Source organism: Nocardia sp. XZ_19_369 (genome assembly GCF_015355715.1).
Lineage (GTDB): Bacteria > Actinomycetota > Actinomycetes > Mycobacteriales > Mycobacteriaceae > Nocardia.
This window is the reverse complement of record NZ_JACVED010000001.1, coordinates 1,318,034-1,344,256: the sequence shown is the minus strand read 5'-3', so window position 1 is coordinate 1,344,256 and position 26,223 is coordinate 1,318,034. Positions and strand designations below refer to the sequence as shown.

The window sequence follows — 26,223 nt, the reverse complement described above, 5'->3', positions numbered from 1 at the left end:
GAACCCTGTGTCCGTGTACCTGTACCGATGGGGAAAATTCGCCTTCCGCCACAAGTGGATAGTGCTGCCCATCTGGATCGTCGGCTTCCTGGTTCTCGGTGCGCTGGGAACACAGCTGAAAGAGCCGATGAGCGACGGCTTCAGCATGCCCAACCTGCCGTCGGAGCGCGCGACGCAGATCCTGGACAAGCACTTCCCCGGCATGTCCGAGGCGTTCAAATTCGACGCCGTCACGGGGACCTACGTGCTCGGCGCGCCCGCGGGGCAGAAGCTCACCGATCCGGTCAACCGGCAGGCGATCGACGCGCTGATCGAGAAGCTGAACCAGCTCGACATCGTCGACCACAGCAAGCCGATCCCCAACCCGATCACCGCGACCGAGGAGATGGGCTGCCTCGTCCCCGACCCGGACGCCTCGAAATGCAGCGGCGCACCGTTGAACGTGCTCAACAAGACCGAGCGCGATACCGTCGCGTTCTTCTCTGTGCCGTTCGGGATCAAGAACTTCACCGATGTCACCGCCGACAATCGCAAGGCCGCCTACGACGCGGCCGACCAGGCGCGCGGTGCGGGACTGTCGGTCGAGCTGAGCGGCACCATCGCGATGGAACAGCAGGCGCCCAGCGGTAAGTCCGAGATGATCGGCATGGCCGTCGCGCTGATCGTGATGATCGTGGCGTTCGGCGCGATCGTCGCCGCGTTCGTGCCGATCATCACCGCGATCGTCGGGCTGAGTGCGGCCACCTCGCTGATCTTCCTCGGCACCTCGTTCCTGTCCATCCCCAGCTTCACCACGTTCCTCGCCTCGATGATCGGCATCGCGCTGTCCATCGACTACGCGCTGTTCATCGTCTCGCGCTACAAACATGAACTGGCCGTACAGGACTCACCGGACGAAGCGGCGGGAACCGCGCTCGGCACGGCGGGCTCGGCGGTGGTGTTCGCCGGTCTCACCGTGATCATCGCGCTGGTCGGGCTCAGCATCGTCGGCGTTCGGTTCCTCACCTTCATGGGTCTGGGTGGCGCGGTCGCCGCGGCGTTCGCGGTGCTCACCGCGATCACACTGATGCCCGCGCTGCTCGGCGCGTTCGGGCGGTTCCTGTTCAAGCCGAAACTGCCGGTCATCGCGCAGCACGATCCGGAGGACGACAGCTCGGTCACCAATGGCATGCGGGTGGCCCAGGCGATCGGCAAGGCGCCTGCTGTCGCACTGATCCTCAGCGTTGTCGTGCTCGGTTTGCTCGCGCTGCCCGCCGCCAATATGAACCTCGGGCTGCCCGGCGAGGACAGCATGCCTAAGACCTCCACCGTCCGAAAGGCCTATGAGCTGCGCACGGCCGGGTTCGGCGAGGGTAGCAACGGCGTGCTGCAAGTAGCCGTCGATCTCACTGCCGTACCGGCCGAGAAACGCACCGCAGCCCTGAATTCCCTGCGGGACGAGCTGGCGTCCTACCCGGACATGGACTACGTGACCGAGCCGCGCCTGAGCCAGGACGGGCTCGGCGCCGTCATCAACGGCGTGCCGAAATCAGGCCCGAACGATCAATCCACCAAGGATCTGGTCCGCGACGCCCGCAACGCCGAGGGGCGGCTCGAAGCGGAGTCCGGGATGGAATACGGCATCACCGGCACCACCGCCATCTACGCGGACATCGACCATGTGCTGCTCAGCAAGATCGTGCCGTACATGGCGATCGTCGCGGGCGCCGCGTTCATTCTGCTGATCCTGGTCTTCCGATCCATCCTGGTGCCGCTCACCGGTGCGCTCGGCTTCCTGCTCTCCATGGCGGCGACCTTCGGCGCGACGGTGCTGATCTTCCAGGAGGGCAAGCTCGGGTTGATCCAGGATCCGCGGGCGATCGTCAGCTTCCTGCCGATCATGTTGATCGGCTTGGTGTTCGGGCTCGCGATGGACTACCAGGTGTTCTTGGTGACCCGGATGCGTGAGGAATACGTGCACGGTAAACCGCCGAAGGAGGCGATGATCAGCGGCTATCACCACGGCGCCCGGGTGGTCACCTCCGCGGCCATCATCATGATCTCGGTGTTCGGCTCGTTCCTGCTGGAGTCCGATGTCACCGCGAAGATGATGGGTTTCGCGCTGGCGGCCGGCGTGCTGTTCGATGCCTTCCTGGTGCGCATGCTGCTGATCCCGTCGCTGCTCGCGCTGATGGGCAAGTGGGCATGGTGGATGCCGCGGTGGCTGGACAAGATCGTGCCGGATATCGATGTGGAGGGCGCCAAGTTGTTCGCATTGCGTGGACAGCCGACGCCGGGCCAGGCGCGGCAATCCGCTGACGTCGGTTGATGACACTCGCCCCCACCGCTCGGTGGGGGCGAGGTCGTTTATTGGCTCGGCTGCGGCAATGTGCAGTCGTCGACCTTCGGGTTCACACCCATGTAGTTGAGCGGGCCCGCGATCGCCGTGACAGCGATCGTGCCCCAACCCGCGCAATTGGTCGGACTGCTGTCGAAATAGTGACGCTGACCGGCGGCGAGCAAGCCGACGGCCAACCAGATCAGCAACAGAAAGCTGAAGAACCGGGTACCTGTACGGCGCACTGCTCGACCGCGCACACCGCGGTCGCGAATCTCGTGGTCGCGCATGTCGTCGCTCCCTTTCCGTGCTCCCCACCTGGGAATACCCGTCTGAGCACGGTTTATCCCCTACGGGCTCGGCTGCGGCACGTTGCAGTCGGCGACCTTCGGGTTCACGCCCACATAATTCAGCGGGCCGGCGAGGACGGTGAGCGCGGTATTGCCGAATCCGGCGCAATTGATCGGACCGCTGTCGAAGTAGTCGCGCTGGCCCGCGGCGATCACGCCGACCACCAGCCAGAGCACGACAATCAAACTGCCAAGTCGCATCGCTGCCTCGTTTGTCGGCGTCCTTTGAGCAAGCTCATTATGTGGCGCGGAACGCGACGCGCCGAACGCAGCGAGGGACCCTGCGCGCCGCCTGCGATGCGGAGGACCGACACGGTGGAACCTCTGCGCGGTCGCATGCGGCGGACCTCGCGCCCACTGCCGGGCGCGAGGTCACCGAATGGGTTGGGCCGGTGCGCTATCCGCGATCACCGGGTCTGGCGACTACGGACTCGGTTGCGGGACATTGCAATCGTCGACCTTGGGGTTCACACCCATGTAGTTGAGCGGGCCTGCGATCACAGTGACGATGATGGTGCCGGTACCGGCACAGTTCACCGGGCCACTGTCGAAGTAGTCGCGCTGGGCTGCGGCGATCACGCCGATCAGCAACCAGACCAGGACAATAATGCTTCCGATTCTCATGTTTCTCTCGCTCATCGGTCTCGAGCGGACTGTTCGACGGCGCATGGGCCACCACGTCCTTCCCGCGTTTAGCTATCCGGCGTATACCCCGGTTCGCGCGGAATATCCGTTGCGGGTGAACTATTGCTCGTCGGCGCGCGAGTCGGCGTGTCGTCCCTGGTCAGGGGGTTATGGACGGCGGCGCGGCACTTCGACCCGATCAAACGGATGGAGACGGAGACGCCGCACCACCACCGCAGAGCCCAGACCGAGGGCTGCTGGGATGGTGACCACCGTGAACGGTGTCGATGCTGCGGAGGAAACGCGGAAGGCGCACTATCCTTCGGTGTCGACCTAGACCGGCGCACCGCAATGCTGCGAGCCGAAGGACGAATGAGCTTGGCCCGCCTAGCCTTCCGATAGTGGACCGTCGGCACGCCGAGCGAGGGATGATGTGTCGATGGAGCGGTCGATGAACCAGCAGTGGCAGCGGTTAGGCGAACATCTCGAGTCCGCGCCCGGACGGCTACCGAGCGAGGTGCGGCGGCAGATACGCGGGCGCGCAACCGATTCGACGGAGGGTGACGGCATTTCCGCCGAGCTCGCCGCCTTCACCGATCTGGTCGCGCAGCGCTCCTCCCGGGTTACCGCAGCGACCGTCGCCGGGCTGACAGCGGCGGGTCACAGCGACGACGAAATCTTCGAAGCAGCCGCCCTCGCGGCGTACGGGGCGGCCGACCGGCGTCTGCGGGCCGCCCGCCGCGCCTGGGAAGGACTCTGAAATGTGGCTCACTGCAGTCGAATCCGGACATGACCGGCCGACCCGGTGGATGTTCGCCATGATGCGGCGTTTCACCAGAGGGGACGTGCCCGCCGTGCTGAAGGTGATGTGCTACCGGCATCGCTTTCTAGGGACGCCCCTGTCCGACCTCACGCATCAGGCCATGCGCGGACCCTCGTTCTGGACCGAGGGCGAACGCGAGATCTTCGCCACCGGCACGGCGCAGATCAACGAGTGTCCCTTCTGCGCGTCGGCCCATCACGCGATTGCCAGCGCCTACGTGGACAGCAACGTCGTGCGCCTGGCCTTGGCCGCCGGTGACGATTCGCCGCTGCGGCCCGAGGCACGGGCGATGCTCGAATTCCTGGAGAAGCTGGCCCGCGACCCCGACGGACTCACCCCCGGCGACGCGGACAAGGTGCGGCAAGCGGGCGTCTCCGCCGAAGCATTCGAGGAGGCCGTGTGGGTGGGTACCACCTTCGGCGTGACCACCCGCATGATGAACATGGTCGGCGCCGGCCCGCTGGAGCCCGAAGAAGCCAAGGTCGGCGCACGATTCATCAAGAGTTTCGGGTACCGGATGCCGCCACCGATTACGCTCTTGTCACGCGGCACTTGACCCTCGCAGCTCGCCCGGCATACCCCACCTGTCCAGGAGGTAGCACGATGAGCAGGTCCTTCCCCCGAACCCTCGTGAGCGCCGCGGTCTTCGCAGCCCTCACCGTCACCGCCGCCACCGTCGGTCCGCCGGCCAACGCCGACGTGGTCTCCGTCAGCGCCGCCGTCGGGGCCGAGGGGCTGCTGACCGGCTGCCGCTACACCGTGACGGCCGCCGTCACCGATGCGGTGATCCCGCCCGGCTCGGTGTTCTTCATGCTCGCCGGCGGCGTGATCCCCGGTAACGGTGAACGGATCCCCGGCGAGGTCGTGCACCATCCGGAGAACAACACCGTCACCGCCACCTGGACGCCGACCAGGGTCGGTTCGCAGAATCTGATCGGCATCCAGAGCGAACCGGGGAAGTACACCTCGACGAAGTTCATCACGGTCGAGGTCGTCGGCAGCGGGCTCGACACCGGCAGTTCCTGCGTGCGGATCGGTTAGCCGTTCGTCAGGCGAAGTCCGCGGCGTGGTCGGCTGCCCACTGCTGGTAACCGCGGGCCGGCGATCCGGTGACTTCCTGAACCGTCGAGGTCGGCTGTCCGGGTGCGTCGACCATTGCTGCCAGCCCGGACAGCACAAAATCGGCGTATTCCGCTGGGAGCCAGGTCATGTGCTGTGCGGCCTGCTCCGGCGGGAGTTCCTCCCATTCCAGTGGGCGGCCCAGTGCCGCGCCGATAGCGGCTACCTGTTCGACCCTGCTCAGCGAAATCGGCCCGGTCAGTTCGTATTTCGCACCCGCGTGCCCGTCGGTGGTCAGCGCGCGAACGGCAACGGCGGCAATATCCGCCTCGTGCAGCAACGTCATCGATGCCGCACCGTAGGCGCCGCGCACGATATTGCCCGCGCGGATCTGCGGTGCCCATTCCAGCGTGTTCGTCGCGAAACCGTGTGGCCGCAGGAAGGTCCACGCCAGTCCGGACTCGACGATCGGCCGCTCGACGGCCGCGTGCGCCGCGCCGATCGGGTTGTCCTGCTCATCGATGTCGTCACGGACCGCGCCAGAAGACAGCAGGACAATACGATCCGCGTGCTCGGCGATCACCTGAACCGCCGAGTTCGCTACGGCGGCAGGCAAAGTGGGCCAAGTCATGTACACCGCGTCCACGCCGTCGAGCGCGCGGGCCAGCGTCTCCGGCGCGGCCAGGTCGCCGGGCGCGATTTCGACGTCCGCAGGCAACGAAGCCGCTTCAGGTCGGCGAACCAATGCGCGCACCTGCACCCCGGTCTCCGCCAGCTGCGAAACCACTTGTCCGCCAACATGACCGGTCGCGCCGATCACCAGAATTCTGTTCGGTTGAGCCATGCGCTCACGATACGAAGGAAGCTAACTTCAGGTAAGGCCCTACCTCGAAGTAAGCTCATACCGTGGACGTAGGTTTCCAGAACAGCAAGCTGCCACCCGCTGCCCAGCGTGACGTATTCGACAGCGACTGCCCTGCCCGCACCGTCCTCGACAAGCTGACCAGCCGCTGGGGAGTCCTCATCCTCTCGGCTCTGCGCTGCGGACCGATGCGCTTCCACGCCCTGCGCGACAACATCGGTGGCATCAGCGAAAAGATGCTCTCCCAAAACCTGCGCACCTTCACCAATTACGGCCTGGTCGACCGCACCGTAGAACCCACCACCCCACCCCAGGTCACCTACGCCCTCACCCCGATGGGCAAGGAAGTGGCCGAACAATTACACGGCCTACTGTCCTGGGTCAGCGTCAACGCCGCAGCCATAGTCCAGTTCCAGTCGGAATCGTCGCCATAAGATGTAGTCGATCAGCATAGAAAAAAAGCCCTTCACCTGCTCGTGCAGATGAAGGGCTCTTTGGCGGTGGCGGAGGGATTTGAACTCTCCGTCACCCCGCTACCACGACCAGGGTTAACGACGCAAGAGACCTGCTAGCGCCGGAATCTCATCCACTCGCATCTATGGCCAAGACCGGCCTTCGACCGACATTCCTTGTCAGATTCTTGTCAGCAATCCTGCGGACTATCGCCGCAAGCTGCACGAACCTGTTGAGTGTCGATCCGCGCAGCATGGCTGCATCGACGGCGGCGCGCGCTCGGCTGACCTGCCCATCCATGCCCCTCCCGCCCGGCCCGCTTCAGTTGGTAGAGGACTCTGTGTCGACAGCTTCCAAAGGGTCCTTTTGCCGCCTCTCGCCCCACATCGGAGCACGGGGTGAGGACAGTGGTTGCGGCTTCCTGGGACCTCGCCTCACGCCGGTCACTTGGGCTATCGCGTCGGCTAGTCCAACGGCCGCACACGCACCCTAAATGCATGGCACGCAACCCATCCGGCGCTAGGCTCGGCACCTAGCAACGGCAGCAACCACCGCCCCGAAGGACCTTCATGACGGAACAGCAGTTCACCTTCACGCTTCTCCCGACAGAGGCCACGGTGACCGACGTACTTGCGCACGATTTCGCGGAAAGCCTGCAAGAGGAACTTCCCGATGCCACAATTACGCGCATTCGAGAAGACCCACTGAATCAGGATTTCGGAGCCACCCTTGCCGTCATCTTGAGCGCTCCGGCTGCCATCTCGCTGGCAAATGGCATATCGAAGTGGTTGGCTCGAAGGTCGGATGCCAAGCTGGTTATGCGACGCACAGATGGCGACGGGAAGAAAATCGAGGTTACTGTTAATGGACGTCTTGGAAGGCAGCAAACCGAAGTGCTGATCCGCAAATTCTTTGATGGAGAGCAGTCATAGCCACATGGATACTCCTTCGGATAGGAAGTATCCGCTAGCGGTAATCTGCGGCGCAAGCGAGTGGCCTAGACTGGCCCAATTCAGCTCAAGTCAAGCGTTCGCAAATACTGCGAACCGCGTCCGTGGCTACCTGACAGGCGCGACTGGGCTTGAACTCTCTGACGAGAACGTTCTGTGGTTATTCAATTCCTCCGATAATTCGATCTCTCAGCTTGATCAAGTAGCAGAATTTCTTCGAGAGAGATTCGACCACTTTGGCACTCCCCATGGTGTCGGGTCAACAGTATTTTTTGTTTACGTCGGCCATGGCACTTTACTGGGAAGCGATCAGGCTTACCATTTGCTACTACGGGACACCCATGAGCCGCTGCTCGCTGCATCCAGCCTTCGTGTTGCAGATATTGCTCACACGCTCCGAACCTGCGCCCCTCGAAGTTCGCGGTTCGTAATCCTTGACGCATGTTTCGCGGGTACAGCCTTCAAGTATTTTCAGAGCGACATACAGCAAATCGCGCAGCAGAGACTCGAATCCGAAATTGCCGGAGAAGACAGGAGTGGAGTTGCGCTACTGTGTGCCACGAGCGCGCGCAATCCGGCACGGCTGGAGAAGGCCGGGTACTCGACTCTGTTCGGAAATGCACTTCTCCAAGTCCTTGAGAATGGGGATCCAGACACCCCGGGGCCAATGAGTCTCGACCGAGTGTGCCACCTTACTCGTGAGGTTCTGTCAGCCTACGAAGACGCGCCATACCCGGAGATGCACGCGCCAGATCAGAAGGCCGGTAATTTAACTCAGCTGCCGTTGTTTCCCAATCCTGCCGTAGGCGGCTCCTCCGCAGTGCTGGAAAGCGCTCCGACAGTAGTGTCATCTGATCAAAGTCAATCAACGCGAATCCAAACCCGAGAACAAGACAGGCATGAGGACGCTCTAAAGGTTGCTATGGCGACACTTGAGGATGCAGCCAGGATCGCACATGAGAATCTGATCGATATTACCAAGTCGATTGTTGTCAGTTACGAACTTTTGCGCAGGCAATTGGATTTCGAAGGACTTGAACTAGCCTTAGCTGATGGAATGACAATCAATCTTGCTGGCTTATCCATCGAACATCGGCGAGCCATCCTGATGTGGACGGCTCAGGATAAACTGCGCACACATCTTCAAGAAGCCTCAACAATGATGTACTCGCTGGTTTCCTTCCGATTGGCGCGGCCAATCGATCTCAGAAACTTCTGGGATGAGGTAATGGGCGACTTGGAAGAGCGTCAGAAGAATAATCCCGGTGACCCCTTGATGCTGAAGCGAATGTTGGTGTTTAAGCAGATAGATCCAACCGAGGGATTCGACCCCGAATAGACGGGCCTACGAAACTTCAAACTAGTCTTCAGGACTTGCTGCTTGTGGTGTCTAGTCTATGCGCGAGCCGATCTTGACCGTGCGTTCAATAGTAATACGAATAGTTAAACATGCCTCGTTCAGGCGACCGACTGCCGCGCAAGAATATTGAACGTCCGGTGCAAGATTTATTTGATTTCTTGCGCCTGGCTGATATTTCGCTCCTACCAGGGCCGCCCACCCCCAGGCTGCCTTTCAGGCTCGCATCGCATCACTCGGTTGGTCCCTCCGTATACGGATTCCACGGGTCCTTTTGGCTGGTTGCCCGCTGGCGGTGTCGGCACGGAGCCGCATTGTCGGGCTACGTCCCAGATGGTGCGGCCAACCGGAGCTACAGTCCCAGCGTGGACCTCGTAGCTTGGTTGACGATCGTTGGCATCATTGTGGCGGGGCTTGCTGTCGTCGTTGCACATCGCCAATTGAAGATCGAGGCAGACCGGCGGCATGAGGAACTCGCTCCGGTGTGGGAAACGCCGCGGTTTAAGGCCGTCGGTGAAGGACCGTCATGGCGGCTGGAGCTCACGCTTGCGCGAGGGCTACTGGACGATCTGGTCCTTGAGATCCACGACAGTCCGGGTATCACATTCGACACAGTCCGCCAGCCCGGCGCGACTGCGGATCGCCTCGAACGCAACGCGACGATGCACCCCGGAAGCTCGACGTATTTCTGGATAAGGGTCAATCGGAGTCATGAGGGCAGATTTCGCCTGCGTGCGACAGCAAGTCTCCAGGGCAAAGCGTGGAACCCTGACCTGCTTCCCGAGGTTTCGGTTGTTCACGGCCTGGGTGAGTGACTTGAACTGGATGCTCCGCGACCCTGGAACCCGTACAACGGCGCTTCTGCTATACGGAACGGTGACACAGATGGCGGGGGTGGGGGTATGCCCCCTGGGGTGGTTGCTCCAGGTCGTCCGTTCTCGGCCTGTCGGCCGCTGATCGAGCAGACGCGCTCGGGTAGTTTCTCACCCTTCGCCTCCGTGCGGAGTACACCGAGGAGCCTGTCATGCTGAATGAGGGATGGCGCGACCAGTACGAGCGTATGCGCAGGGCGCACCGCCGCCTCGTAATCGCATGCAGCCCAATCGAAGATGCTGGTTCGGACGATGCCCGTGACACGCTGTACGCGTTCTTTGAAGAGGCGTACAAGCTGAAGGACTGGATCAAGCTCGACACGGCGACGTCCCATCTCGGGAGTGCCGTCGAGAGGACGGTTAGTCGCTCGGTCGCACTGGCCGCGTGCGCCGACATCGCCAACCGGGCCAAGCATTTGAATCTGAATGGCTCCCCGCGTACTACTGGCGGTCGGCATGCGGAGGTTTCAACGCAGGGGGTCACCATCTTTGTGCCACCTGCGAAGGCGACGATTCATGGCGACGGCACCATTACCCATGAGGAGAGCAAAGGCGGACGGACACAGCACATCTGGACCGTAACCGCAGACCACGGCAATGTTTACGACGCATTGGTTCTCGCAAACGCCGCAGTAGCGGACTGGGATGCGTGGCTGAAGGCCAGGAACCTTCTCTGATTTCGTCGCCTGACGGAGTCCGGCGACCGGTAGCTTTGGGCAATGCTGGATCGCAAACCGACCTGGGCGTGGGGTCTCGCTCAGAGCGAGTTGGAGATACCACTACCCCGACGATGGGCACATACGCAGGGAGTGGCCCGCGCGGCAGCCGCTCTCGCCGAAAAGCTCAGCTGCGACCGTGACTTGTTGGTGGCATCCGCTGTTCTGCACGATGTGGGTTATGCACCGCGGATTGCGGTTACCGGCTTCCACCCGCTGGACGGCGCTCGTTTCCTGCGCGACGAGCACCGGGCCGACGAACGGGTGGTGCGCCTGGTCGCCAATCACACGTGCGCTCTCCTCGAGGCGGAGGAACGAGGGCTGAGTGACCAGCTGGCGTCGGAGTTTCCCGTCTTCGATGACGGACTCCTGACGGATGCGCTGACCTACTGCGATATGACCACCACGCCCGACGGATCGCCAACAACTCCGGTCGAACGGATAGGCGAGATCGTGGGACGCTACGGACCCGATTCGGTTGTGGGGCGATTCATCCGACGTGCTGAGCCGAGAATTCTCGCGATGACCGGCCGGATCGACAGTGCGTTGTCGGCTCAGCCGAGGAACGGATAGTTGCCGGACAGATAGTCGCCGATCTGCTGGCGCATGCTCGGGTGGATGTCGTACTGGTCCAAGTCCGCCGAGGCTACGAAGGTCACACCGTCGGCCTCCTCGTTGATCGTCGGCTCCCCTGCAACCGGTCGACCGATGTAGGTGTTCTCGTATTGCTGGCGAGTCTCACCGTCGGTGTAGGCGACGATGTGATTCGGGTTGCTGTACACCCCGAGGAATCCGGTGATCTCAGCAGTAATACCGGTCTCCTCCCGGCATTCCCGGATGGCGCACTCAGCGGCGGTCTCGCCGAAGTCCATCGCTCCACCCGGCAGCGCCCACTGCCCGGTATCCCGCCGGCGCTGTAGCAAGATTGCTCCCGATTCATCGGTCACGAGCAGATTGCACGCCACCACAAGGGAATTCGGCTTGGGAGCTTTCGGGTCGTTGTAGTACTCGATCCTGCCCATGATCGGCCTTTCCTCAAGGTGCCCAGGGCTGCGCGTCAGCCCAGACGGCGTCAAAGCTTTCGGTGTAGTTATCGAACCATCCGGCATCGTCCACACGCTTCAGTTGGAACACCGGGTTCGCACTGGCCGGCTGGCCCCAGATGTGGGGGTTGACGATCAGGTTGTCGTCGTACCGGAACAACGAGTTGTACAGCGTGGTGTCGTGTAACCGGACCTCGCAACGATCCTTGGCAACCAACGGACGGTAGTAGGTCAATGAGGCCCGGACCTTCGCCGCCAACGTATCCCCGATGCCCTCCTCTTGGCCCCGCGTAGCCACGGCCTCCCCGTTCGGGTTCCCGAAGCACAGCCGGACCCTGGCGCCCTGCGCAGCTCGTTCGGCGAGCATCTTCACCACCTGGGGATTCGACTGCACGACGAAGGTGCCCGAGAAGACAAGTACATCTATCTGCTCGGTCGCTTCGCGAAGCAGGGAAAGCCACACTTCGCGAGGCACCTCGGCACGGTTCGGATAGGTGGCAACCAGTTCGAGGTTCTTCGGGACCGGCGGAGTGTCGGGGACTGGCGGCCAAAGGAACTCCGCTTCAACTCGGAGATGGTCAGCGACAAGGTGTCGGTGTTTCGGATGCGGCACCCTGCCTCCGAGCCACCGCCCGACTGTCTTCGGATCCACCTGGCATACCTCGGCCAGCGACTCTGGCCGGACTCCCCGCTGGTGCAACACGGTCTGAAGGCGGATGTTCACAGTTTCTATGGAAGCCGACGCGCAGCTGATCGGCAAGGCAACCACCACCGGGACGCCGCAAACGTCCCCAGGACGTCTGTCGCCCCGGCCCAAACGCGGTTACGCGGTCCCGGCTCAGCCCGCCACGATGGCTTTCCACCCACGAAACATAAGGGGGCCAACGTGATTGAAGAAGTCACCGGTATTCGCAAGATTCGGATGCTCTACCTACAGCTGCTGTACCGCTGCAATTTCAGTTGCGGCCATTGCTTCCACGGTGAGCGCCTCAAGCACGCTGACGCCTTCACCGCTGAGCAGGCGTTCAACCTCATGCGACTCATGTGGCGAGAGCACGACACCGAGGCTGTGACATTGCTCGGTGGCGAACCGTTCGTCTACAAGGATCTGGCGCACGTCGTCCGGTACGCGAAGCACACCCTCGGGATGGCTGTGGAGATATGCACCAACGGCTACCGCATCGGACCACGGTTACGGGAAATCGCACCGTGCGTTGACTTGCTGCGGGTCTCGCTCGAAGGGATCGGGAACACGAACGACCTCATTCGCCGCGCCGGAAGCTACACGGCCGCAATGGAAACCCTCGCTGTGGCGCGAGACCTGTGCGTGCCTACCGGCGCCACGATGACGGTCAATCGCTACAACATCGGCGAAGTGGTCGACCTGGCCGCCACCCTGGAAGCGCTGGGGGTTACCCAGCTCAAATTGCACCAGCTACGCCCGGTCGGCAACGCGGCACTACACCCCGAGATGCTAGTTCGTGATCCGGCCGAATACTCCGTGATGCGCGAGCAGCTGCGCCGTGCGGCGCTACGCATTGAAGTGATCTTGGATGAAGACCTATCCGAAGATGGCAGCTCAAGCTGTGCCACGCCGAGCATGCGCCCCGAAATCGACCGCATCGAGTCGGACCCCCGAGGTGCGCTCACGATGTCGTGCAAGGCCGTCGGCAAGGACTCCCATGCCTTCTGGTACGACAAGGACACAGACCGAATCGTGCACCAGCCGTCATCGAATGACGAAGTGGTGCTAGGCATTCCGGATGTGGTGTACAGCCATGCATAGACACCACCTGTTCGAGAGCATCGAAGGTTTGCCCGGAACCGGGAAATCGACGATAGCGCCGCTGTTGGCGCGTGCCCGTCAGGCCGTCCTCGTTCCGACCGTCCCGCCCTTCTACCAACCACTGCGGCGGGAGTTGGATACCAGCGACAACGTGAACGCACGGATGTGCTTCTTCCTGTCCGCGCTCTTCACAGCGGTCGACCAGATCCGCCGCTACCTCGACGCCGGCATACCCGTAGTGGTCGAAAGCTATTTCGCCCGTTGCCTGACCACGCACCGCGTGTACGGGGCCGACATCGACGTGATTCTCCCCAGGAACCTTCCCCAGCCTGTCATCTACCAGCTCGTCTGTGAACCGCACGAACGGCGCAAGCGGATGGCTGCTCGGGCGAAGCCGACAACGCGATGGGACACCCTAGGAGAGCAGAACGCCGACCGTCTTGCAGACGCCTACCTCCAGTTCCCTATCCACCAGATCGAGACGACCGGGCGAAGGCCAGACCAGATCGTGCAAATGATCCTGGACCTGAACGCGATTGGGGCCGACCATGCCTACCGCTAGCCTCTGGGCACACACGTTGACCTTCTTCCCCCAGTTCCGGCGCGCTCTGGCCGAGGAGTGCCAGCCTGGGGCGACCGTGACAGTGGTAGGCGCAAGCGACGGCAAATTCGTTCTCCCGCTTGCCGAGGACGACCACCCGGTAATCGCTATCGAAAGCGATCCCGTGGCCTTGAACGGTGGCGAAGTACTGCTGCCAGTCTCGGGCATCGCGTCCGCGCCCGGTTTGGTGGGACGCCTGAAGGACGCCGGCCTGGATGAGTTGGTCCGCGTGGTGTGCGCTGATTTCCTCGACACTGCCCCTGGGCAGGTGGCTGCGGATGCGGTCTGGACGAGCTGTTCATGGCACTACAGCGCCAACCACAAACGTCCCCTGGGGGAGTTTGTCACCCGTATGCAGCAGCTCGTACGTCCGGGCGGGGTGTTCGGTGCGGAGTTCATGATGCCGTTCGAATACCGGCATGAGTACGTTGAGCACTACACCACGCCGGACCAGCTCGCACGATACTTCGCCCCCGACGAATGGACGGTCTTGCTGAGGTTGCAGACCGAGGTATTCACCGAACGCGCGCATGTCGGCCAACTGCGCGACCACAAACACCGGATGGGGCTGCTCATCGCCAAGCGGCACCCCGAGGATCTGACGGAAGGCGGAACACGACCGCGATGAAGCACGAATACGAAGCCAAGTTCCTTTCCGTGGATGTCGACGCCATGCGGCAGAAGCTGACGAACCTCGGCGCAACACAGTCGTTCTCGCGAACGCTGCTGACGCGCAAAATCTTTGAGGACGACTCGCTAGACAGTGGTGCATGGATTCGCCTTCGCAACGAAGGATCTCGCTCCACCCTGACCCTCAAGCAGGTAACCGACGCCACCACCATCGACGGCACCACCGAGATCGAAACGACAGTGGGCGACCTGCACGCAATGGCCGAGATCCTGGTCAAGCTGGGCCTGCGCCAGGTCAGGTATCAGGAGAACTACCGCGAGGAGTGGCAGTTCGGCAACCTCGTGTTCGACCTCGATACGTGGCCCGGCCTGCCGACGTTCCTCGAGATCGAAGGCCCCAGCGAAGACGCTGTGCGCCTTGCGGCTTCACGATTGGATCTGGACTACAGCGAAGCCAGGTTCGGCAGTGTGGACGAGATTTACAAGAGCGAGACCGACCGCGACATCCTCACCGAACCAACGCTCTTGTTCGAAGCCCCAGCTGATCTACCTTCGCTCGAACACCCTGCCTAGGAACCAAGGAACCCCGCACCTGGCCGGCATCGGTGCGGGGTTCCTTGTGGGTCTGAAAGTCCGGTCCATTGGACGGCGTGTACACCGTGTACGTGCCGTACACGCCCGCATTTGCGCTGGTAGATGCGGATTTTCAGGTGGTGTACGGACAGTACACCGTGTACAGCTACGCGGGTTCGGTCAGCTTGTACCGCGTCCCGCCCTGGACTTCGATGCTGACAAGGTGGCCCGCGTCTACCAAGTCACCGAAGGCATCATCGAGGAAACTCCGGTGCATCGTGTTCACCTTCTTGCGGATCGCCGAAGCGGAAAGCTCGGGACCGTGCTGTCCGTGCAGCACATTCAGCACGGCGTCGCGCGCCTTACTGCGCCTGGACTCGTTTTCCGCTTCTTCCCGCTCGACCACGGCAAGGCCGCGTGCCCGATTTGCGTGCGCCACCCGTGCGTTCAGCGCGTCCTGAGTGGCAGTGCGCGTCAGGTTGGAGAACACCATCACTTCCCCCGCAAGGGTCCAGTCCTCCTCGCTGACGACGCTGCGTCCGTCCAGAATCATCAGCGCAGCAGCGACCTTGAGCCTGCACAGAAGCGCGTGACCGTTGAGCGGATCGACGTTTTCACCTCGAAGCTGCGCGAGACGGTTCCGGCGGATTGCGTACCTCGCCACCTCCGGAATCTCCAGCGTGCACGCATTCCACGCGGGCGCACGCACCTGGAGGGGTTCAGGAGCAGTGGGGGTGATGTCTGGGGCATCCGGGTCGCGGACATCGAGCCAGACAAACCGCTGTGTAGTGCCACCATCCGCACCGGCGAACAGCGCTTCAGCGCGCAGAGGTTGAACCCCGACCGTCAGAGCTGCTCGGTAGGAATGAGCGGGCACGACCGAACGGGTGGCCTTCTGCGCGTTGGTGAACCCCAGCGCTTCCCCGCTGTAGAGCTTGCGAATTTCGCCCTCCAGCGTCGAGCCCTGCCGCCCCAACAGCGATGACAGTGTGTCGATCTCCGGGACCGAGAACAACGCGCGGTCGATGTGATTCCCTGCGTCATCAGCGGTGCCGGCCGGCCGGAAGGTCCGAGAGATTCCCTCACCCGAGCCCAGCGGCAAAACGGGGACATCGATCAGCCGGCCGAGGTTATCCACGAATTCCACCGCATCGCACGCCGCGGATTCGCTTGCCCCTTTGCCCGCACCGGAAGGGCCAACCAGGGCGAAGAACAGGTTGAGCGACATGGGACCGCCGACAATGGCGGGAAGCGCGACATCCGGCGGCACCGACGCGACGGCCCGCGCCAGCACCACACCCAGTGTCGACCACGGCCCAGACATCCGAGCACGGGCGAAGTCCCGCACATGTGCCAGCACCGGGCGCTTGTCCCAGAACTCTTCTTCCGGCTCCTTGAGTCGATCGAGGGCAGCGTTTGTGTAGTCCACCAGCATCATCACGCCGCACTCCGTTGGGCCGACCGAATCGTGCGCCCGATCTCGATACGAGACAGTCCGCAGTCCTCGGCAGCGTGCGCGATTTCCTGCAACACAGATGGGTTGCCGCCTTCGCTGCATGCACGAGATGCGGCCCAGAAGAGCACCTGATTGCGCTGCCCCTCTGTCGCATTCCGGACGGCGCTCACCAGGCCCGTCCCTGAGCCCCTGTGACGCTTGTACGGCGCGACAGGGAACGGCAGGACCGCAGGAACACGGACTCGGACACCGAGATGCGATGGCAGGTAAGCGATCGGAGCGCGATTTGTCCACCTGTAGCGAATGCCGCTGGGGTGAACGCTCGGCGGAGCGACGAGATAGCCGGTGTGGGTTTTGATGTCCACGCCCTGGGTTCCGTCGAGCTTGCCTCTGGCCTTCCCGTCGCAGCGAAACCACAGGTGCCAGCCGCCGCCCCCGGTCGCAGCCGTCCACGTCTCTGGAGTTTCCCCCAACGCATCGAGACTGCCGCCTGAGCGCGGGTCGACATCGAGCACAACGACACCGGAGTGCGGACGAATCCCGATGTTGCACTGAGCGTTACGAAGCCACCAAGCCCGAATGCGGACCGGGTCGGTGGTCGCGTCGTCCTTGCCATGTGCCGATGCTGGAGTCTTGCCCCATGGCGTCAGTGGCAACACCGCCAGCCCTGCACGTGCATACGCCAGCGCATGGTCCACCATTGGCGAGTCCGGCACCGAACTGCTTGCCGTAGAATTGGTCACGATTATTGGAACATCCTTCCTGGTAGGGGTGTCACTCGCGCCCGGTCCGTGCTGCAACACAGACCGGGCGTTTTGCTGAGTTCATTCGCCCCTGATCCATCGCGAGAGGTCTTCGGGGAAGATCCGCCACCGCCCCTTCGGGGCAGTCCGCTGGTAACCCTTCAGCTCCCCCGCCAAGAGTGCGGCGTAGATCGAGTTCTGGTGGCATCCAGCCATTTGCGCCGCTTCTGCGGGGCTCATCGGAGTGGTGATCATGAATCTCCTTGTCCTTCACCATCACGTGAGGTGCAAGACTGTGAACTCTCTTGCACCTTCATTCAGGACTGTAGTCGCAGTGGGCGACAGATTCCAGGAATGCGAGGGGCAAGAGGTGCAACTATGTTAGTGTCATTGCACCTGGAGGGTTCGAGAATGAAAGAAGGTGAACCGCAGTGGATTACGAAGGTGATGACGATCACGACGACGTTTTCTACTCCGACCAGTACCTCGAGCTCCTGGAGGAGGTGCGGGAACTGCTGCGCCATGCGCGACGTGGGAACCGGTTGGACATGGAGGACCGAAGAGCCGTCGCGGGCGTGGTGAGGGGGGATCGCGTAGAGCTCAATCTGACCCAGCGTCGCCTGAGTGAGTTGTCCGGCGTTCCGCTGCGAACCATCAAGCACATGGATGCAGGGGGCGTGCCTCAGACTGCCACTCTGCTAGCCCTCGCAGATGGCATTGCTTCTGCGCGAAGGGAATTGCAACCAAAGCCAGTCGTGACCCGCGAACCTGGCGACCCGTTGCAGATGTTCATGGAAACCGTCGGTCCGATGTACCTCGAGCTCTCGCCGCAGGCGCAGGGGCAAGCGCTACGTCAGTTCATCCTGTGGATGAACGAGGAGATATCGAAGGAAAAGGGTGGGGAGTAAGTGGCATCCGTTCATGAGTACCAGGTGAAGCCAGACCCGAAAATCAAGGGCGACAAGGGTATTCGCTATCGCGTCGCATACAGCAAGCCGGACGGAAAACCCACCGGTAAGCGAGGATTCCTCCGGAAGGCTGAGGCCAACGCCTTCGCCAACAAGGTGGAGGTCAAGAAGATGGACGGCGAGTACGTTGCTCCGTCTCTGGGCCGCGTCACAGTGGCCGAGTTGGCTCCTGCGTGGCTCAAAGGAAAGAAGGCAAGCACCGCGCCGTCGAACTATCGCACTCTCGATGCAGCTTGGCGTACCCACGTCGAACCGCGGTGGGGCAGCGTCCGCATCGCGGATATCAATCTCGAGGCTGTGGAGGAGTGGATTACCGACCTGCGCCTTGCTGCGATGGAGAAGGCCGCAGTTCAGAAGGAGAAGGGCGGCAAGGTTTCCGATGGTGCGACGACGATCATTCGGGCACATGGCGTCCTGGCAGGGATTCTCGACGCAGCGGTGAAAGCCAAGCGACTACCTAAGAATCTGGCCCGGGGCGTCGAGAACTTGCCGGACAAGAAGAAGAAACGCCATGTCTATCTCACCTCCGCCGACTTGGACCGATTGGCCAAGCAGGCTGGGAAGCACAACCTCCTGGTGCTGATGCTCGGCTACTGCGGTCCGCGCTGGGGTGAACTGATCGCGCTCCGGGTTCGCGATATCGACTTCAGGCGAGCACGAATCACGGTTGCGGACAACGCCGTACAGCTCGGTGTCGACCATGCGGAGGGGGACACGAAGGGCAAGGAGATCCGCACGGTGCCAGTAGCTAAATTCATCCTCGATCAGCTGAATGAGCACGTGAAGGGAAGACACAGGGACGCACTCGTGTTTCCTCACCCGGAGGACCTTGAGAAGTACCTTCCACGCCCGAAGTCGGCGGACGGATGGTTCGCCGGCGCGGTGAAGCGGTCGAAGGTGCAGCCGATTACGCCGCACGACCTCCGGCACACCTGTGCGTCGCTCGCAGTGTCGGCAGGAGCGAACGTCCTGGCGTTGGCGCGCCTGCTCGGCCACAAGGACGCGAAGGAAACTCTCAACACCTACGCGGACCTATTCGATGACGACTTGGACCGCGTAGCCCTGGCCATGAACGAGAAGTATTCCGGCGGCAAAGGGTCCGCTGAGATGAGCGCTGGTAGCTGTTCTTGTCAAAATCTTGTCACCGAGGCCAGTCAGCCCGCTGCGTGATCAAAGAAATAGCCCCCCACCTGCGTGAACAGATGGAGGGCTTTGGCGGTGGCGGAGGGATTTGAACCCTCGGAGGGGGGTTACCCCTCACACGCTTTCGAGGCGTGCTCCTTAGGCCGCTCGGACACGCCACCGCCGACAACCATACCGGACTCCCACCGGATCGCTAAATCGCCAGCACACCTACCAGAGCCGGTGTGACTTGACGCACGGAAGGTGCTCGTGACGCAAGCTGCAGCCTGCGTCAAGAGCGCGCACCGTGCGTCAGGTGGGGCTCAGCGCTGGGTTTGGAAGAAGGTGTTGAGGAGGGCGGCGCAGTCGGGTTCGAGGATGCCGCCGTGGACTTGGGGGCGGTGGTTGAGGCGGCGGTCGCGGACTACGTCCCAGAGGGAGCCTACTGCGCCGGTTTTGGGTTCCCAGGCGCCGAAGACGAGGCGGGAGACGCGGGCCAGGACCAGGGCGCCTGCGCACATGGTGCAGGGCTCGAGGGTGACGGCCAGGGTGGCACCCTCCAGGCGCCAGCCGTCGCCGTGGCGTTCGGCGGCGCGGCGGAGGGCGAGGATCTCGGCGTGTGCGGTGGGGTCGCCGAGGGCCTCGCGCGCGTTTGCCGCGCGCGCGAGTTCCCTTCCGGTGGAGTCGAATACGACGGCGCCGACGGGGACGTCGCGTGGGTCGGCCGCGGCGGCCGCGGCGATCGCGGCGCGCACCATGTCGGCGTCCGACGGGGCGGTCATGTCAGCGGGGGAGCTTGTCCAGCACCGCCGCGAGTTCGTCGGCGAAGCCGAGGCGTTGGGCGATCATGCCGAGCTGCTCGTCAGGGTAGAGGTCGGTCTCGGCGAGGATGACGCTCAGTACCGGCTCGGGCAGACCCAGATCGGCGAGCACGCCGAGGTCGCCCTCTTCCCACGGCTCGATGTCGTCGAGCTCGTCGGGGTCGATGTCCGGAATTTCCACGTTGAGGGCGTCGAGGACGTCCGCGGCGATGTCGTAATCAATGGCGGCGGTCGCATCCGAAACCAGCATCCGGGTGCCGCTCGGCGCGGGCCGGACGACGATGAAGAACTCGTCATCGATGTCCAGCAGACCGAACACGGCTCCCGAGCTACGCAAGGCCTTCAGTTCGTTTTCCGCGGCGGACAAATCCGTGAGCGCGGCCTGGCTCAACGGGCTGCACCGCCATTTGCCTTCTTCGCGGACAACCGCCACTGCGAACCCTTCTACGTCGTCGTAATCATCCGACGCCGCCCTATTCGTGCCCGAGCGCTGTGCTGCCATGGGCGCAACGGTAGTCTGCCCGACCCGAAATGTTGAAGTCGTATGCGAATCTGTTCCGGTGACTTCGACTGAGAAAGCGTCCGTGTGCGTCCTCGGCACCGGCTTGATCGGCGGTTCCCTGCTGCGGGCGGCCGTCGGCGCCGGGTACGACGCCTGGGGTTACAACCGATCGCCGACCGGCGCACAGGCCGCGCAGGCCGACGGCTTCGATGTCACCGAGGAGCTGCCCACCGCGCTCACCCGGGCCGCGGCGGCGGACGCGCTGATCGTCATCGCCGTGCCGATGCCGGCGGTCGAGCACCTGCTCTCCGCCATCGCCACCTACGCGCCGGACTGCGCGCTGACCGATGTGGTCAGCGTGAAGGCACCGGTCGCCGAGGCGGTGCGCAAGGAGGGTTTGTCGGCCCGCTACGTCGGCGGACATCCGATGGCGGGTACCGCCGAATCCGGGTGGGCAGCCACCGATTCCGGCTTGTTCCGGGACGCCGTGTGGGCGGTCGGGGTGGACGAGGGCACCCATGTCGAGCCATGGACCAGGGTGGTTCGGCTGGCGTTGGACTGCGGTTCGGTGGTCGTCCCGATCGTCGCCGACGAGCACGACCGCGCGGTGGCCCGGATCTCGCATTTGCCGCACGTGCTCGCCGAGGCGCTGGCGCTGGCCGGTGCGGCGGGCGGCGGGCTGGCCCTCGGGCTGGCCGCGGGCTCTTTCCGCGACGGCACCCGCGTCGCGGGCACCGCACCCGATCTAGTGCGCGCCATTTGCGAACCGAATTCCGGAGCACTGTTGACGGTCCTCGAGGAAACGCTCACCGTGCTCGGCGCCGCACGCGACAGCCTGCGCGCCGACAATTCCCTGGCCGATCTCGTCGAAGCCGGACACGATGCCCGGGAACGCTACGAAACCGCGCGCCGATGGGAAATCACCGACCTCCGCCCCGGCGACCACAATTGGCTCGCGAACCTTCGGGACGCGGGACAACGCGGCGGCGTAATCACTCGACTGACCTGATCCCGAAGCACCGCCGAGGAAACGCGAAGCGCTGAAACTCAGATGCGTTCGGCGAGACCCGGGTAGTCGAGCAGGAAGCCATCCGCGTCGACGGTGACCGTCGCGCTGGAAACCGGGGACAGCACGCTGATGCCGTCGGCAGCGCTGCTGTACGTGAGGCTCGCCTCCTGCACCAGCAGGTCGGGCAGGCGCACATAGACGACCGGGACCTGGACGTCGTGCACCGCGTGCTGCAGGTCGAAGCGGCGGATCGGCAGCGTGTTGAAGAACGGGCTGAGCACCACGTCCACATCGAGCGCGCCGGCGAAGGTGGAGCGCACGTGGCTGCCGCCGGCGTCGACCAGCCAGTAGTTCTCCTCGTCCCTGGCGATGGACGCGTGCCGCTCACCCGCGGCCGTGGTGGTGCGCAGCGAGAGCCGCTTGGTGGCGCCGCTCTCGTCGGTGACCAGGTCGTAGGACGCGCTGAACGCCGGGTGGTCGTCGCACGCGCCGCCGATCATGCGACCGGCGGCGCGGATGCGATTGCCGTTCAGGGTCACGCGCACCGACTCCATCCGCGACGCGTTGTGGGCGCGCCAGGTGAGAATCGCCGGCCAACGGGAGGCCGGGGGCGTCTCGGGGCCGGAGGCCTGGCTCTCGGGGGCTGGAGTCGTCACGTATCTACCGTAAGCGACACCGAGCTGTAGTCCGCACCACACCAGCTCGCATTACACGAGGGATTCGCGCCAGGCCGCGTGCAGGCTGGCGAACCGGCCGGTGCCCGCGATCAGCTCGGCCGGGGTGCCGTCCTCCACGATGCGCCCGGATTCCAGCACCAGCACCCGGTCGGCGATGGCCACGGTGGACAGCCGGTGGGCGATGATCACCGCGGTGCGCTCGCGCAGCACCGTTTCCAGCGCCCGCTGCACCAGCCGCTCGCTCGGGATGTCCAGGCTGGACGTGGCTTCGTCCAGCACGATCACCGCCGGATCCGCCAGGAACACCCGCGCGAACGCGACCAGCTGACGCTGCCCCGCGGAGAGCCTGCCGCCGCGCTTGCGCACGTCGGTGTCGAAGCCCTCCGGCAGCGCCTGCACGAAGTCGTACAGGCCGACCGCGCGGGCCGCCGCGAACACGTCCTCGTCGGTCGCGTCCGGCCTGCCGAGCCGGATGTTGTCGGCCACCGAACCGGAGAACAGATAGGACTCCTGAGTGACCATCACGACATTGTGGCGCAGATCGGCGTCGGAGATCCGCCGCAGATCGATACCGTCCAGGGTGACCACGCCGTCGGACGGGTCGTAGAACCGCGTCAACAGCTTGGCCAGCGTCGACTTGCCGGCGCCGGTGGCACCCACCAGCGCGACCACCTGTCCGGCCGGGATGTCCAGGGAGAACTCCGGCAGCACCTGACGTTCGGCGCCGTAGCCGAACGACACCCGATCCATCAGGACCGCGCCCTCGGCCTTCGCGAGCGGCGTCGGATCGGCCGGCTCCACCACCGAGGGCTCTTCCTCGAGCACACCGGAAATCTTCTCCAGCGCCGCGGCCGCGGACTGATACGAGTTGAACACCTGGGCGAGTTCGTCGAGCGGACCGTAGAACTCGTTGAGGTACAACAGGTATGCCGCGAGCACGCCCACCGCGAGATTGCCCTCGATCACCTGCCAGGCGCCGACCAGGATGATGATCACCGTGGTCAGGTTGCCGAGCAGCCTGGTCAGGCCCGCGTAGTCGCCCATGCCGCGCATGGCCGTGGTGGTCGCCTGCTGATATTCGGCGTCCTCGTAGGCCAGCACCGACTCGTTGCGCTGCTCGCGGCGGAAGGTCTGCACCGCGCGCATGCCGCCCATCGACTCGACGAACTGCACGACCACCTTCGCGATGGCGCCACGGGTGCGGCGGTAACCGGCCCGCTGCCTGCGCTGCGCCCACCGGGTGACGAACACCAGTGGCACGAAACCGATCAGCACGATCGCGGCCAGCATCAGATCCAGATAGATCAGCAGCGCCGCGATGGTCACCACCGAGAGAATCGCGCTCAACGCCTGGTTCAGCGCGCTCTCCAGCAGTTCCTGCAGCGTCTCGATGTCACCGGTGAGGCGCGCGACGACCTTGCCCGAGGTGTACTTCTCGTGGAAGGCGACGCTGAGCCGCTGCATGTGCGTGAACGAGCGCACCCGCAGGTCGAACAGCACGCTCTGGCTGAGCCTGCCGGACACCCGCAGGAAGAGGAACGTGGTCGCGATGCCGAGCAGCACCGCGCCGAGGTAGCCACCGACCGTCCAGGTCAGCGGAGCCCAATTCCCTTGGCGACCTTCGGCTATGCCTTTGTCGAGCCCGTACGCGACGAACAGCGGCGCCGAGACCATCGCGGCGTTGTCGACCACGATGAGCACCAGCGCGAACGCCGCCAGCTTGCGGTAGGGCCGGACCAGGTCGAGCAGCAGTCGGCGAGATCGCTCGGCCAGCACCAGGTTTCCGGCCTGAGTGACCTCCTTGTCCTCGCTGGCGATGCCGCGCCAATCGGCGGCTTCGTCGCGTGGCTTGTCCAGTACCGCCGAATTCTCGGTGGTAGTCGCGTCTTTCGACGTGACCGTTTCCGTGCTCACCGCTGTTCACCTCCCATCAGGTCGCGGTAACGGCTGCTGGTGCGCAGCAGGTTGTCGTGGGTGCCTTCGGCGACGATCCGGCCCTCGGCCAGCACCGCCACCCGGTCGGCCAGCGCGGCCGTCGAGGGACGGTGTGCGACCAGCAGCGTCGTCGCGCCGGCCAGCACGGTGCGCAGCCGCTCCTGCACCCGCTCTTCGGTTTCCACGTCGAGCGCGGACAGCGGGTCGTCGAGCACCATGATCCGGCTGCGGCTGCCGGGACTCGCACCGCTCAGCACGGCGCGAGCCAGCGCCAGCCGCTGCCGCTGGCCGCCGGACAGGCTGAGTCCCTGCTCGCCGATCCTGGTGTCGAGGCCCCACGGCAGGTTGTCCACGAACTCGGTGGCCTGCGCGACCTCCAGTGCACGACGGACATCGGCGTCGGTGGCCGTCGGGTCGCCGAGCGCGACGTTCTCCCGCACGCTCGCCGAGAACAGCACCGGATCCTCGAACGCGACCGAGACCAGCGAACGCAGATCGGTCAGCCGCATGGACGCGATGTCGATGCCGTCGATGGTGATCACGCCGCCGGACAGGTCGTAGAGCCGTGGAATCAGGTTGAGCAGTGCGGTCTTTCCGCTGCCGGTCGCACCGACCAGCGCGACCGTCTCGCCGGGCCTGATCTTGAGCGAAACATCATGCAGCACTGGCGATTCCGCGTCGGGAAAAGCAAATTTCACGCCTTCCAAACGCAATTCGCCGACAACCTTCTCCGGCAACTCCACCGGATCAGCCGGGTCGGTGATGTCGACGGGAGTGTCGATGATCTCCCAGTACCGGTCCCCCGCCGTGCGGGCGTCGTTCAGCTCGGCCAACAGGAAGCCGGTCCAGATGATCGGCCACTGCAGGAAGTTCGCCAGCGTGATCGCCGCGACCAAGGTGCCCAGCGTCATCGAGCCCTGCACCACCGCGTAGCCGCCGAAACCGAGCGCGAACGCGATCGCCAGCTGCGGCAGACCGGTCATCGCCGACCACAGCCGCGCGTCCAGCCGCACCTTGTGCAGCTCGGTCTGCTGGAGTTCGCGCGACTGAGCGAGGAAGCGCCCGCCGAAGAACACGCCGCGCCCGAACGCCTTCAGCACCCGCACACCCTGCGCCGACTCCTCGGCGATGGTGGCCAGGTCACCCGACTGGTCCTGGGACTTCCGCGACGCCAACGAGTACTCGCGCTCGAAGCGAATGCAGATGTAGGTCAACGGAATCGAGATGATCACGAAGATCAGCCCGACCTGCCAGCTCAGCCACGCCAGCACCAGCAGGCCGACCGGGATCAGGATGATGTGGATGATCAGGAACGGACCGGCGAACGCGACGAAGCGGCGCAGGGTGGCCATGTCGTCGACCGCCCTGGACAGCAGCTGACCCGACTCCCAGGACTCGTGGCGTCCGATCGCCAGCGACTGCAGCTTGCGAAAGATCTTGGCGCGCATGGTGATCTCGACCATGGACGCCGGCTTGGACACCAGCCAGCGGCGGCCCCATACGCCGAGAGCCTCCAGCAGACCGAGCACCAACACCAGCAGCACCGGCGCGACGGCCGCGCCGAGATCGCGCTGCGCGATCGGCCCGTCGATGATCTTGGCGATCACCAGAGGGATGACGATCGCGGTCAGCGAGGCGAGGATCGCGAGCGTGGTGGCACCGAGCAGCGCGCGCCGATACGGGCGCACGTAGGGCCAGAAACGCCGCAGCGAATGCAGGCGACCCGGCACGGACGCACCGGGCCGCTCCGGTCTGTCGGCCTCCGGATCCACCGTCGCGACATCAAGTGCAACTGACATAGTTCCCCCTCGAGGTCTGTGGATGGCAGTGTCGAGAACCCGGACACTCGGTGATGTTCGCATCGAGGTCCGACATCTCAGAGTGGCAGCATCACCTGGGTCAGCCAACTGGTTTTCCGGGCCGGCCGATACCGCAGCATCGGTATCCGTGCTGGATATCACGGTCGGACCGCAG

31 protein-coding genes and 1 tRNA gene are annotated in these 26,223 nt (G+C 63.9%); 17 read left to right on the top strand and 15 right to left on the bottom strand.

All coding sequences use genetic code 11. The features are described from left to right. Positions 1 to 7 precede the first annotated feature (7 nt). On the top strand, positions 8 to 2,308 hold the full coding sequence (locus IBX18_RS06205) for an MMPL family transporter (protein ID WP_194832654.1): 2,301 nt from the start codon (positions 8 to 10) through the stop codon (positions 2,306 to 2,308). 38 nt (positions 2,309 to 2,346) lie between these two features. On the opposite strand, the gene IBX18_RS06200 is transcribed toward IBX18_RS06205, so the two are convergent. From IBX18_RS06200 to IBX18_RS06190, 3 genes are all read right to left on the bottom strand, one after another. Beyond that, on the bottom strand, positions 2,347 to 2,529 hold the full coding sequence (locus IBX18_RS06200) for a hypothetical protein (RefSeq protein WP_373889170.1): 183 nt from the start codon (positions 2,527 to 2,529) through the stop codon (positions 2,347 to 2,349). Positions 2,530 to 2,667: 138 nt separating this feature from the next. Further along, positions 2,668 to 2,868: a hypothetical protein gene (locus IBX18_RS06195; RefSeq protein WP_107653672.1), complete on the bottom strand. Its 201-nt coding sequence runs from the start codon at positions 2,866 to 2,868 to the stop codon at positions 2,668 to 2,670. A gap of 222 nt (positions 2,869 to 3,090) precedes the next feature. Next, a complete protein-coding gene (locus tag IBX18_RS06190) occupies positions 3,091 to 3,291 on the bottom strand; it encodes a hypothetical protein (protein WP_147130179.1) in 201 nt (66 codons plus the stop codon). 451 nt (positions 3,292 to 3,742) lie between these two features. Between IBX18_RS06190 and IBX18_RS06185 the strand changes: the two genes are divergently transcribed. Genes IBX18_RS06185 through IBX18_RS06175 form a run of 3 tightly spaced genes read left to right on the top strand, consistent with a single transcriptional unit; the run spans position 3,743 to position 5,155 of the window. Continuing rightward, positions 3,743 to 4,051 (top strand): hypothetical protein, encoded by a 309-nt coding sequence (locus IBX18_RS06185; protein WP_194832653.1) that lies wholly within the window; start codon positions 3,743 to 3,745, stop codon positions 4,049 to 4,051. Position 4,052: 1 nt separating this feature from the next. Then, positions 4,053 to 4,670 (top strand): carboxymuconolactone decarboxylase family protein, encoded by a 618-nt coding sequence (locus tag IBX18_RS06180; RefSeq protein WP_194832652.1) that lies wholly within the window; start codon positions 4,053 to 4,055, stop codon positions 4,668 to 4,670. 47 nt (positions 4,671 to 4,717) lie between these two features. Further along, positions 4,718 to 5,155 carry a hypothetical protein gene (locus IBX18_RS06175; protein ID WP_159080102.1) on the top strand — a complete coding sequence of 146 codons (438 nt, stop codon included), beginning with the start codon at positions 4,718 to 4,720 and terminating at the stop codon, positions 5,153 to 5,155. A gap of 7 nt (positions 5,156 to 5,162) precedes the next feature. On the opposite strand, the gene IBX18_RS06170 is transcribed toward IBX18_RS06175, so the two are convergent. After that, positions 5,163 to 6,017, bottom strand: a complete 855-nt coding sequence (locus tag IBX18_RS06170; RefSeq protein WP_194832651.1) for an NAD(P)H-binding protein — start codon at positions 6,015 to 6,017, stop codon at positions 5,163 to 5,165. 62 nt (positions 6,018 to 6,079) lie between these two features. Here IBX18_RS06170 and IBX18_RS06165 point away from each other — a divergent pair, with 62 nt between their 5' ends. The 6 genes from IBX18_RS06165 (at position 6,080) to IBX18_RS06140 (ending at position 10,956) form a co-directional block, all read left to right on the top strand. Then, on the top strand, positions 6,080 to 6,469 hold the full coding sequence (locus IBX18_RS06165) for a helix-turn-helix domain-containing protein (protein ID WP_107653666.1): 390 nt from the start codon (positions 6,080 to 6,082) through the stop codon (positions 6,467 to 6,469). 588 nt (positions 6,470 to 7,057) lie between these two features. Then, on the top strand, positions 7,058 to 7,420 hold the full coding sequence (locus IBX18_RS06160; RefSeq protein ID WP_194832650.1) for a hypothetical protein: 363 nt from the start codon (positions 7,058 to 7,060) through the stop codon (positions 7,418 to 7,420). Positions 7,421 to 7,424: 4 nt separating this feature from the next. Beyond that, positions 7,425 to 8,777: a caspase family protein gene (locus tag IBX18_RS06155; protein ID WP_194832649.1), complete on the top strand. Its 1,353-nt coding sequence runs from the start codon at positions 7,425 to 7,427 to the stop codon at positions 8,775 to 8,777. A 383-nt stretch (positions 8,778 to 9,160) separates the two neighbouring features. Beyond that, positions 9,161 to 9,610, top strand: coding sequence for a hypothetical protein (locus IBX18_RS06150; protein ID WP_194832648.1), 450 nt, complete (start codon positions 9,161 to 9,163; stop codon positions 9,608 to 9,610). A 209-nt stretch (positions 9,611 to 9,819) separates the two neighbouring features. Continuing rightward, complete coding sequence (locus IBX18_RS06145; RefSeq protein WP_194832647.1) at positions 9,820 to 10,344, top strand: hypothetical protein; 525 nt, start codon at positions 9,820 to 9,822, stop codon at positions 10,342 to 10,344. Positions 10,345 to 10,386: 42 nt separating this feature from the next. After that, positions 10,387 to 10,956 carry an HD domain-containing protein gene (locus IBX18_RS06140; protein ID WP_194832646.1) on the top strand — a complete coding sequence of 190 codons (570 nt, stop codon included), beginning with the start codon at positions 10,387 to 10,389 and terminating at the stop codon, positions 10,954 to 10,956. On the opposite strand, the gene IBX18_RS06135 is transcribed toward IBX18_RS06140, so the two are convergent. Next, positions 10,938 to 11,405 (bottom strand): NUDIX hydrolase, encoded by a 468-nt coding sequence (locus tag IBX18_RS06135; protein ID WP_194832645.1) that lies wholly within the window; start codon positions 11,403 to 11,405, stop codon positions 10,938 to 10,940. The genes IBX18_RS06140 and IBX18_RS06135 overlap by 19 nt on opposite strands. 13 nt (positions 11,406 to 11,418) lie before the next feature. Next, a complete protein-coding gene (locus IBX18_RS43030) occupies positions 11,419 to 12,078 on the bottom strand; it encodes a DUF5919 domain-containing protein (RefSeq protein ID WP_306796158.1) in 660 nt (219 codons plus the stop codon). 234 nt (positions 12,079 to 12,312) lie between these two features. Here IBX18_RS43030 and IBX18_RS06125 point away from each other — a divergent pair, with 234 nt between their 5' ends. The 4 genes from IBX18_RS06125 to IBX18_RS06110 are packed head-to-tail and all read left to right on the top strand — an operon-like array spanning position 12,313 to position 15,016. Further along, positions 12,313 to 13,212, top strand: coding sequence for a radical SAM protein (locus IBX18_RS06125; RefSeq protein ID WP_194832643.1), 900 nt, complete (start codon positions 12,313 to 12,315; stop codon positions 13,210 to 13,212). Then, positions 13,205 to 13,774 carry an AAA family ATPase gene (locus tag IBX18_RS06120; protein ID WP_194832642.1) on the top strand — a complete coding sequence of 190 codons (570 nt, stop codon included), beginning with the start codon at positions 13,205 to 13,207 and terminating at the stop codon, positions 13,772 to 13,774. The genes IBX18_RS06125 and IBX18_RS06120 overlap by 8 nt, the downstream gene beginning before the upstream one ends. A 16-nt stretch (positions 13,775 to 13,790) precedes the next feature. Beyond that, positions 13,791 to 14,441 (top strand): class I SAM-dependent methyltransferase, encoded by a 651-nt coding sequence (locus IBX18_RS06115; RefSeq protein ID WP_228540325.1) that lies wholly within the window; start codon positions 13,791 to 13,793, stop codon positions 14,439 to 14,441. After that, the gene (locus IBX18_RS06110; RefSeq protein WP_194832640.1) at positions 14,438 to 15,016 is read left to right on the top strand and encodes a class IV adenylate cyclase; all 579 of its coding nucleotides are present in this window, start codon (positions 14,438 to 14,440) and stop codon (positions 15,014 to 15,016) included. The genes IBX18_RS06115 and IBX18_RS06110 overlap by 4 nt, the downstream gene beginning before the upstream one ends. 166 nt (positions 15,017 to 15,182) lie before the next feature. On the opposite strand, the gene IBX18_RS06105 is transcribed toward IBX18_RS06110, so the two are convergent. The 3 genes from IBX18_RS06105 to IBX18_RS06095 all read right to left on the bottom strand — a co-directional run bounded on the left by IBX18_RS06105 (position 15,183) and on the right by IBX18_RS06095 (position 17,470). Continuing rightward, positions 15,183 to 16,454, bottom strand: coding sequence for a hypothetical protein (locus IBX18_RS06105; RefSeq protein WP_228540550.1), 1,272 nt, complete (start codon positions 16,452 to 16,454; stop codon positions 15,183 to 15,185). Next, on the bottom strand, positions 16,454 to 17,215 hold the full coding sequence (locus tag IBX18_RS06100; protein ID WP_194832639.1) for a bifunctional DNA primase/polymerase: 762 nt from the start codon (positions 17,213 to 17,215) through the stop codon (positions 16,454 to 16,456). The genes IBX18_RS06105 and IBX18_RS06100 overlap by 1 nt, the downstream gene beginning before the upstream one ends. A gap of 81 nt (positions 17,216 to 17,296) precedes the next feature. Next, the gene (locus IBX18_RS06095; protein WP_194832638.1) at positions 17,297 to 17,470 is read right to left on the bottom strand and encodes a helix-turn-helix domain-containing protein; all 174 of its coding nucleotides are present in this window, start codon (positions 17,468 to 17,470) and stop codon (positions 17,297 to 17,299) included. 176 nt (positions 17,471 to 17,646) lie between these two features. Between IBX18_RS06095 and IBX18_RS06090 the strand changes: the two genes are divergently transcribed. Together IBX18_RS06090 and IBX18_RS06085 are read left to right on the top strand one after the other, a co-directional pair. Further along, positions 17,647 to 18,123, top strand: a complete 477-nt coding sequence (locus IBX18_RS06090) for a hypothetical protein (RefSeq protein ID WP_194832637.1) — start codon at positions 17,647 to 17,649, stop codon at positions 18,121 to 18,123. Continuing rightward, a complete protein-coding gene (locus tag IBX18_RS06085) occupies positions 18,124 to 19,353 on the top strand; it encodes a site-specific integrase (protein WP_306796157.1) in 1,230 nt (409 codons plus the stop codon). A gap of 43 nt (positions 19,354 to 19,396) precedes the next feature. On the opposite strand, the gene IBX18_RS06080 is transcribed toward IBX18_RS06085, so the two are convergent. From IBX18_RS06080 to IBX18_RS06070, 3 genes are all read right to left on the bottom strand, one after another. Further along, positions 19,397 to 19,487: transfer RNA gene (locus tag IBX18_RS06080), tRNA-Ser, on the bottom strand. 141 nt (positions 19,488 to 19,628) lie between these two features. Continuing rightward, a complete protein-coding gene (locus tag IBX18_RS06075) occupies positions 19,629 to 20,087 on the bottom strand; it encodes a nucleoside deaminase (protein WP_194832636.1) in 459 nt (152 codons plus the stop codon). Position 20,088: 1 nt separating this feature from the next. Beyond that, positions 20,089 to 20,628, bottom strand: coding sequence for a tRNA adenosine deaminase-associated protein (locus IBX18_RS06070; protein WP_107653664.1), 540 nt, complete (start codon positions 20,626 to 20,628; stop codon positions 20,089 to 20,091). Between the two features lie 58 nt (positions 20,629 to 20,686). On the opposite strand from IBX18_RS06070, the gene IBX18_RS06065 reads away from it, so the two are divergent. Continuing rightward, a complete protein-coding gene (locus IBX18_RS06065; protein WP_306796156.1) occupies positions 20,687 to 21,637 on the top strand; it encodes a prephenate dehydrogenase in 951 nt (316 codons plus the stop codon). 38 nt (positions 21,638 to 21,675) lie between these two features. On the opposite strand, the gene IBX18_RS06060 is transcribed toward IBX18_RS06065, so the two are convergent. From IBX18_RS06060 to IBX18_RS06050, 3 genes are read right to left on the bottom strand one after another with little or no spacing between them, the layout of a single operon-like run. Further along, positions 21,676 to 22,293 carry a putative glycolipid-binding domain-containing protein gene (locus IBX18_RS06060; RefSeq protein ID WP_107653662.1) on the bottom strand — a complete coding sequence of 206 codons (618 nt, stop codon included), beginning with the start codon at positions 22,291 to 22,293 and terminating at the stop codon, positions 21,676 to 21,678. 51 nt (positions 22,294 to 22,344) lie between these two features. Then, positions 22,345 to 24,171, bottom strand: coding sequence for an ABC transporter ATP-binding protein (locus IBX18_RS06055; protein WP_228540546.1), 1,827 nt, complete (start codon positions 24,169 to 24,171; stop codon positions 22,345 to 22,347). Between the two features lie 53 nt (positions 24,172 to 24,224). Next, the gene (locus IBX18_RS06050; protein ID WP_194832633.1) at positions 24,225 to 26,048 is read right to left on the bottom strand and encodes an ABC transporter ATP-binding protein; all 1,824 of its coding nucleotides are present in this window, start codon (positions 26,046 to 26,048) and stop codon (positions 24,225 to 24,227) included. Between the last annotated feature and the right edge of the window lie 175 nt (positions 26,049 to 26,223).

Excerpts from the sequence above, each read along its gene's own strand:
- IBX18_RS06195 (WP_107653672.1), bottom strand. The coding sequence starts at position 2,868 with ATGCGACTTGGCAGTTTGATTGTCGTGCTCTGGCTGGTGGTCGGCGTG.
- IBX18_RS06190 (WP_147130179.1), bottom strand. The coding sequence starts at position 3,291 with ATGAGAATCGGAAGCATTATTGTCCTGGTCTGGTTGCTGATCGGCGTG.
- IBX18_RS06185 (WP_194832653.1), top strand. The coding sequence starts at position 3,743 with ATGAACCAGCAGTGGCAGCGGTTAGGCGAACATCTCGAGTCCGCGCCC.
- IBX18_RS06180 (WP_194832652.1), top strand. The coding sequence starts at position 4,053 with ATGTGGCTCACTGCAGTCGAATCCGGACATGACCGGCCGACCCGGTGG.
- IBX18_RS06175 (WP_159080102.1), top strand. The coding sequence starts at position 4,718 with ATGAGCAGGTCCTTCCCCCGAACCCTCGTGAGCGCCGCGGTCTTCGCA.
- IBX18_RS06170 (WP_194832651.1), bottom strand. The coding sequence starts at position 6,017 with ATGGCTCAACCGAACAGAATTCTGGTGATCGGCGCGACCGGTCATGTT.
- IBX18_RS06160 (WP_194832650.1), top strand. The coding sequence starts at position 7,058 with ATGACGGAACAGCAGTTCACCTTCACGCTTCTCCCGACAGAGGCCACG.
- IBX18_RS06155 (WP_194832649.1), top strand. The coding sequence starts at position 7,425 with ATGGATACTCCTTCGGATAGGAAGTATCCGCTAGCGGTAATCTGCGGC.
- IBX18_RS06145 (WP_194832647.1), top strand. The coding sequence starts at position 9,820 with ATGCTGAATGAGGGATGGCGCGACCAGTACGAGCGTATGCGCAGGGCG.
- IBX18_RS06140 (WP_194832646.1), top strand. The coding sequence starts at position 10,387 with ATGCTGGATCGCAAACCGACCTGGGCGTGGGGTCTCGCTCAGAGCGAG.
- IBX18_RS06135 (WP_194832645.1), bottom strand. The coding sequence starts at position 11,405 with ATGGGCAGGATCGAGTACTACAACGACCCGAAAGCTCCCAAGCCGAAT.
- IBX18_RS06120 (WP_194832642.1), top strand. The coding sequence starts at position 13,205 with ATGCATAGACACCACCTGTTCGAGAGCATCGAAGGTTTGCCCGGAACC.
- IBX18_RS06110 (WP_194832640.1), top strand. The coding sequence starts at position 14,438 with ATGAAGCACGAATACGAAGCCAAGTTCCTTTCCGTGGATGTCGACGCC.
- IBX18_RS06105 (WP_228540550.1), bottom strand. The coding sequence starts at position 16,454 with ATGATGCTGGTGGACTACACAAACGCTGCCCTCGATCGACTCAAGGAG.
- IBX18_RS06095 (WP_194832638.1), bottom strand. The coding sequence starts at position 17,470 with ATGATCACCACTCCGATGAGCCCCGCAGAAGCGGCGCAAATGGCTGGA.
- IBX18_RS06075 (WP_194832636.1), bottom strand. The coding sequence starts at position 20,087 with ATGACCGCCCCGTCGGACGCCGACATGGTGCGCGCCGCGATCGCCGCG.
- IBX18_RS06070 (WP_107653664.1), bottom strand. The coding sequence starts at position 20,628 with ATGGCAGCACAGCGCTCGGGCACGAATAGGGCGGCGTCGGATGATTAC.
- IBX18_RS06050 (WP_194832633.1), bottom strand. The coding sequence starts at position 26,048 with ATGTCAGTTGCACTTGATGTCGCGACGGTGGATCCGGAGGCCGACAGA.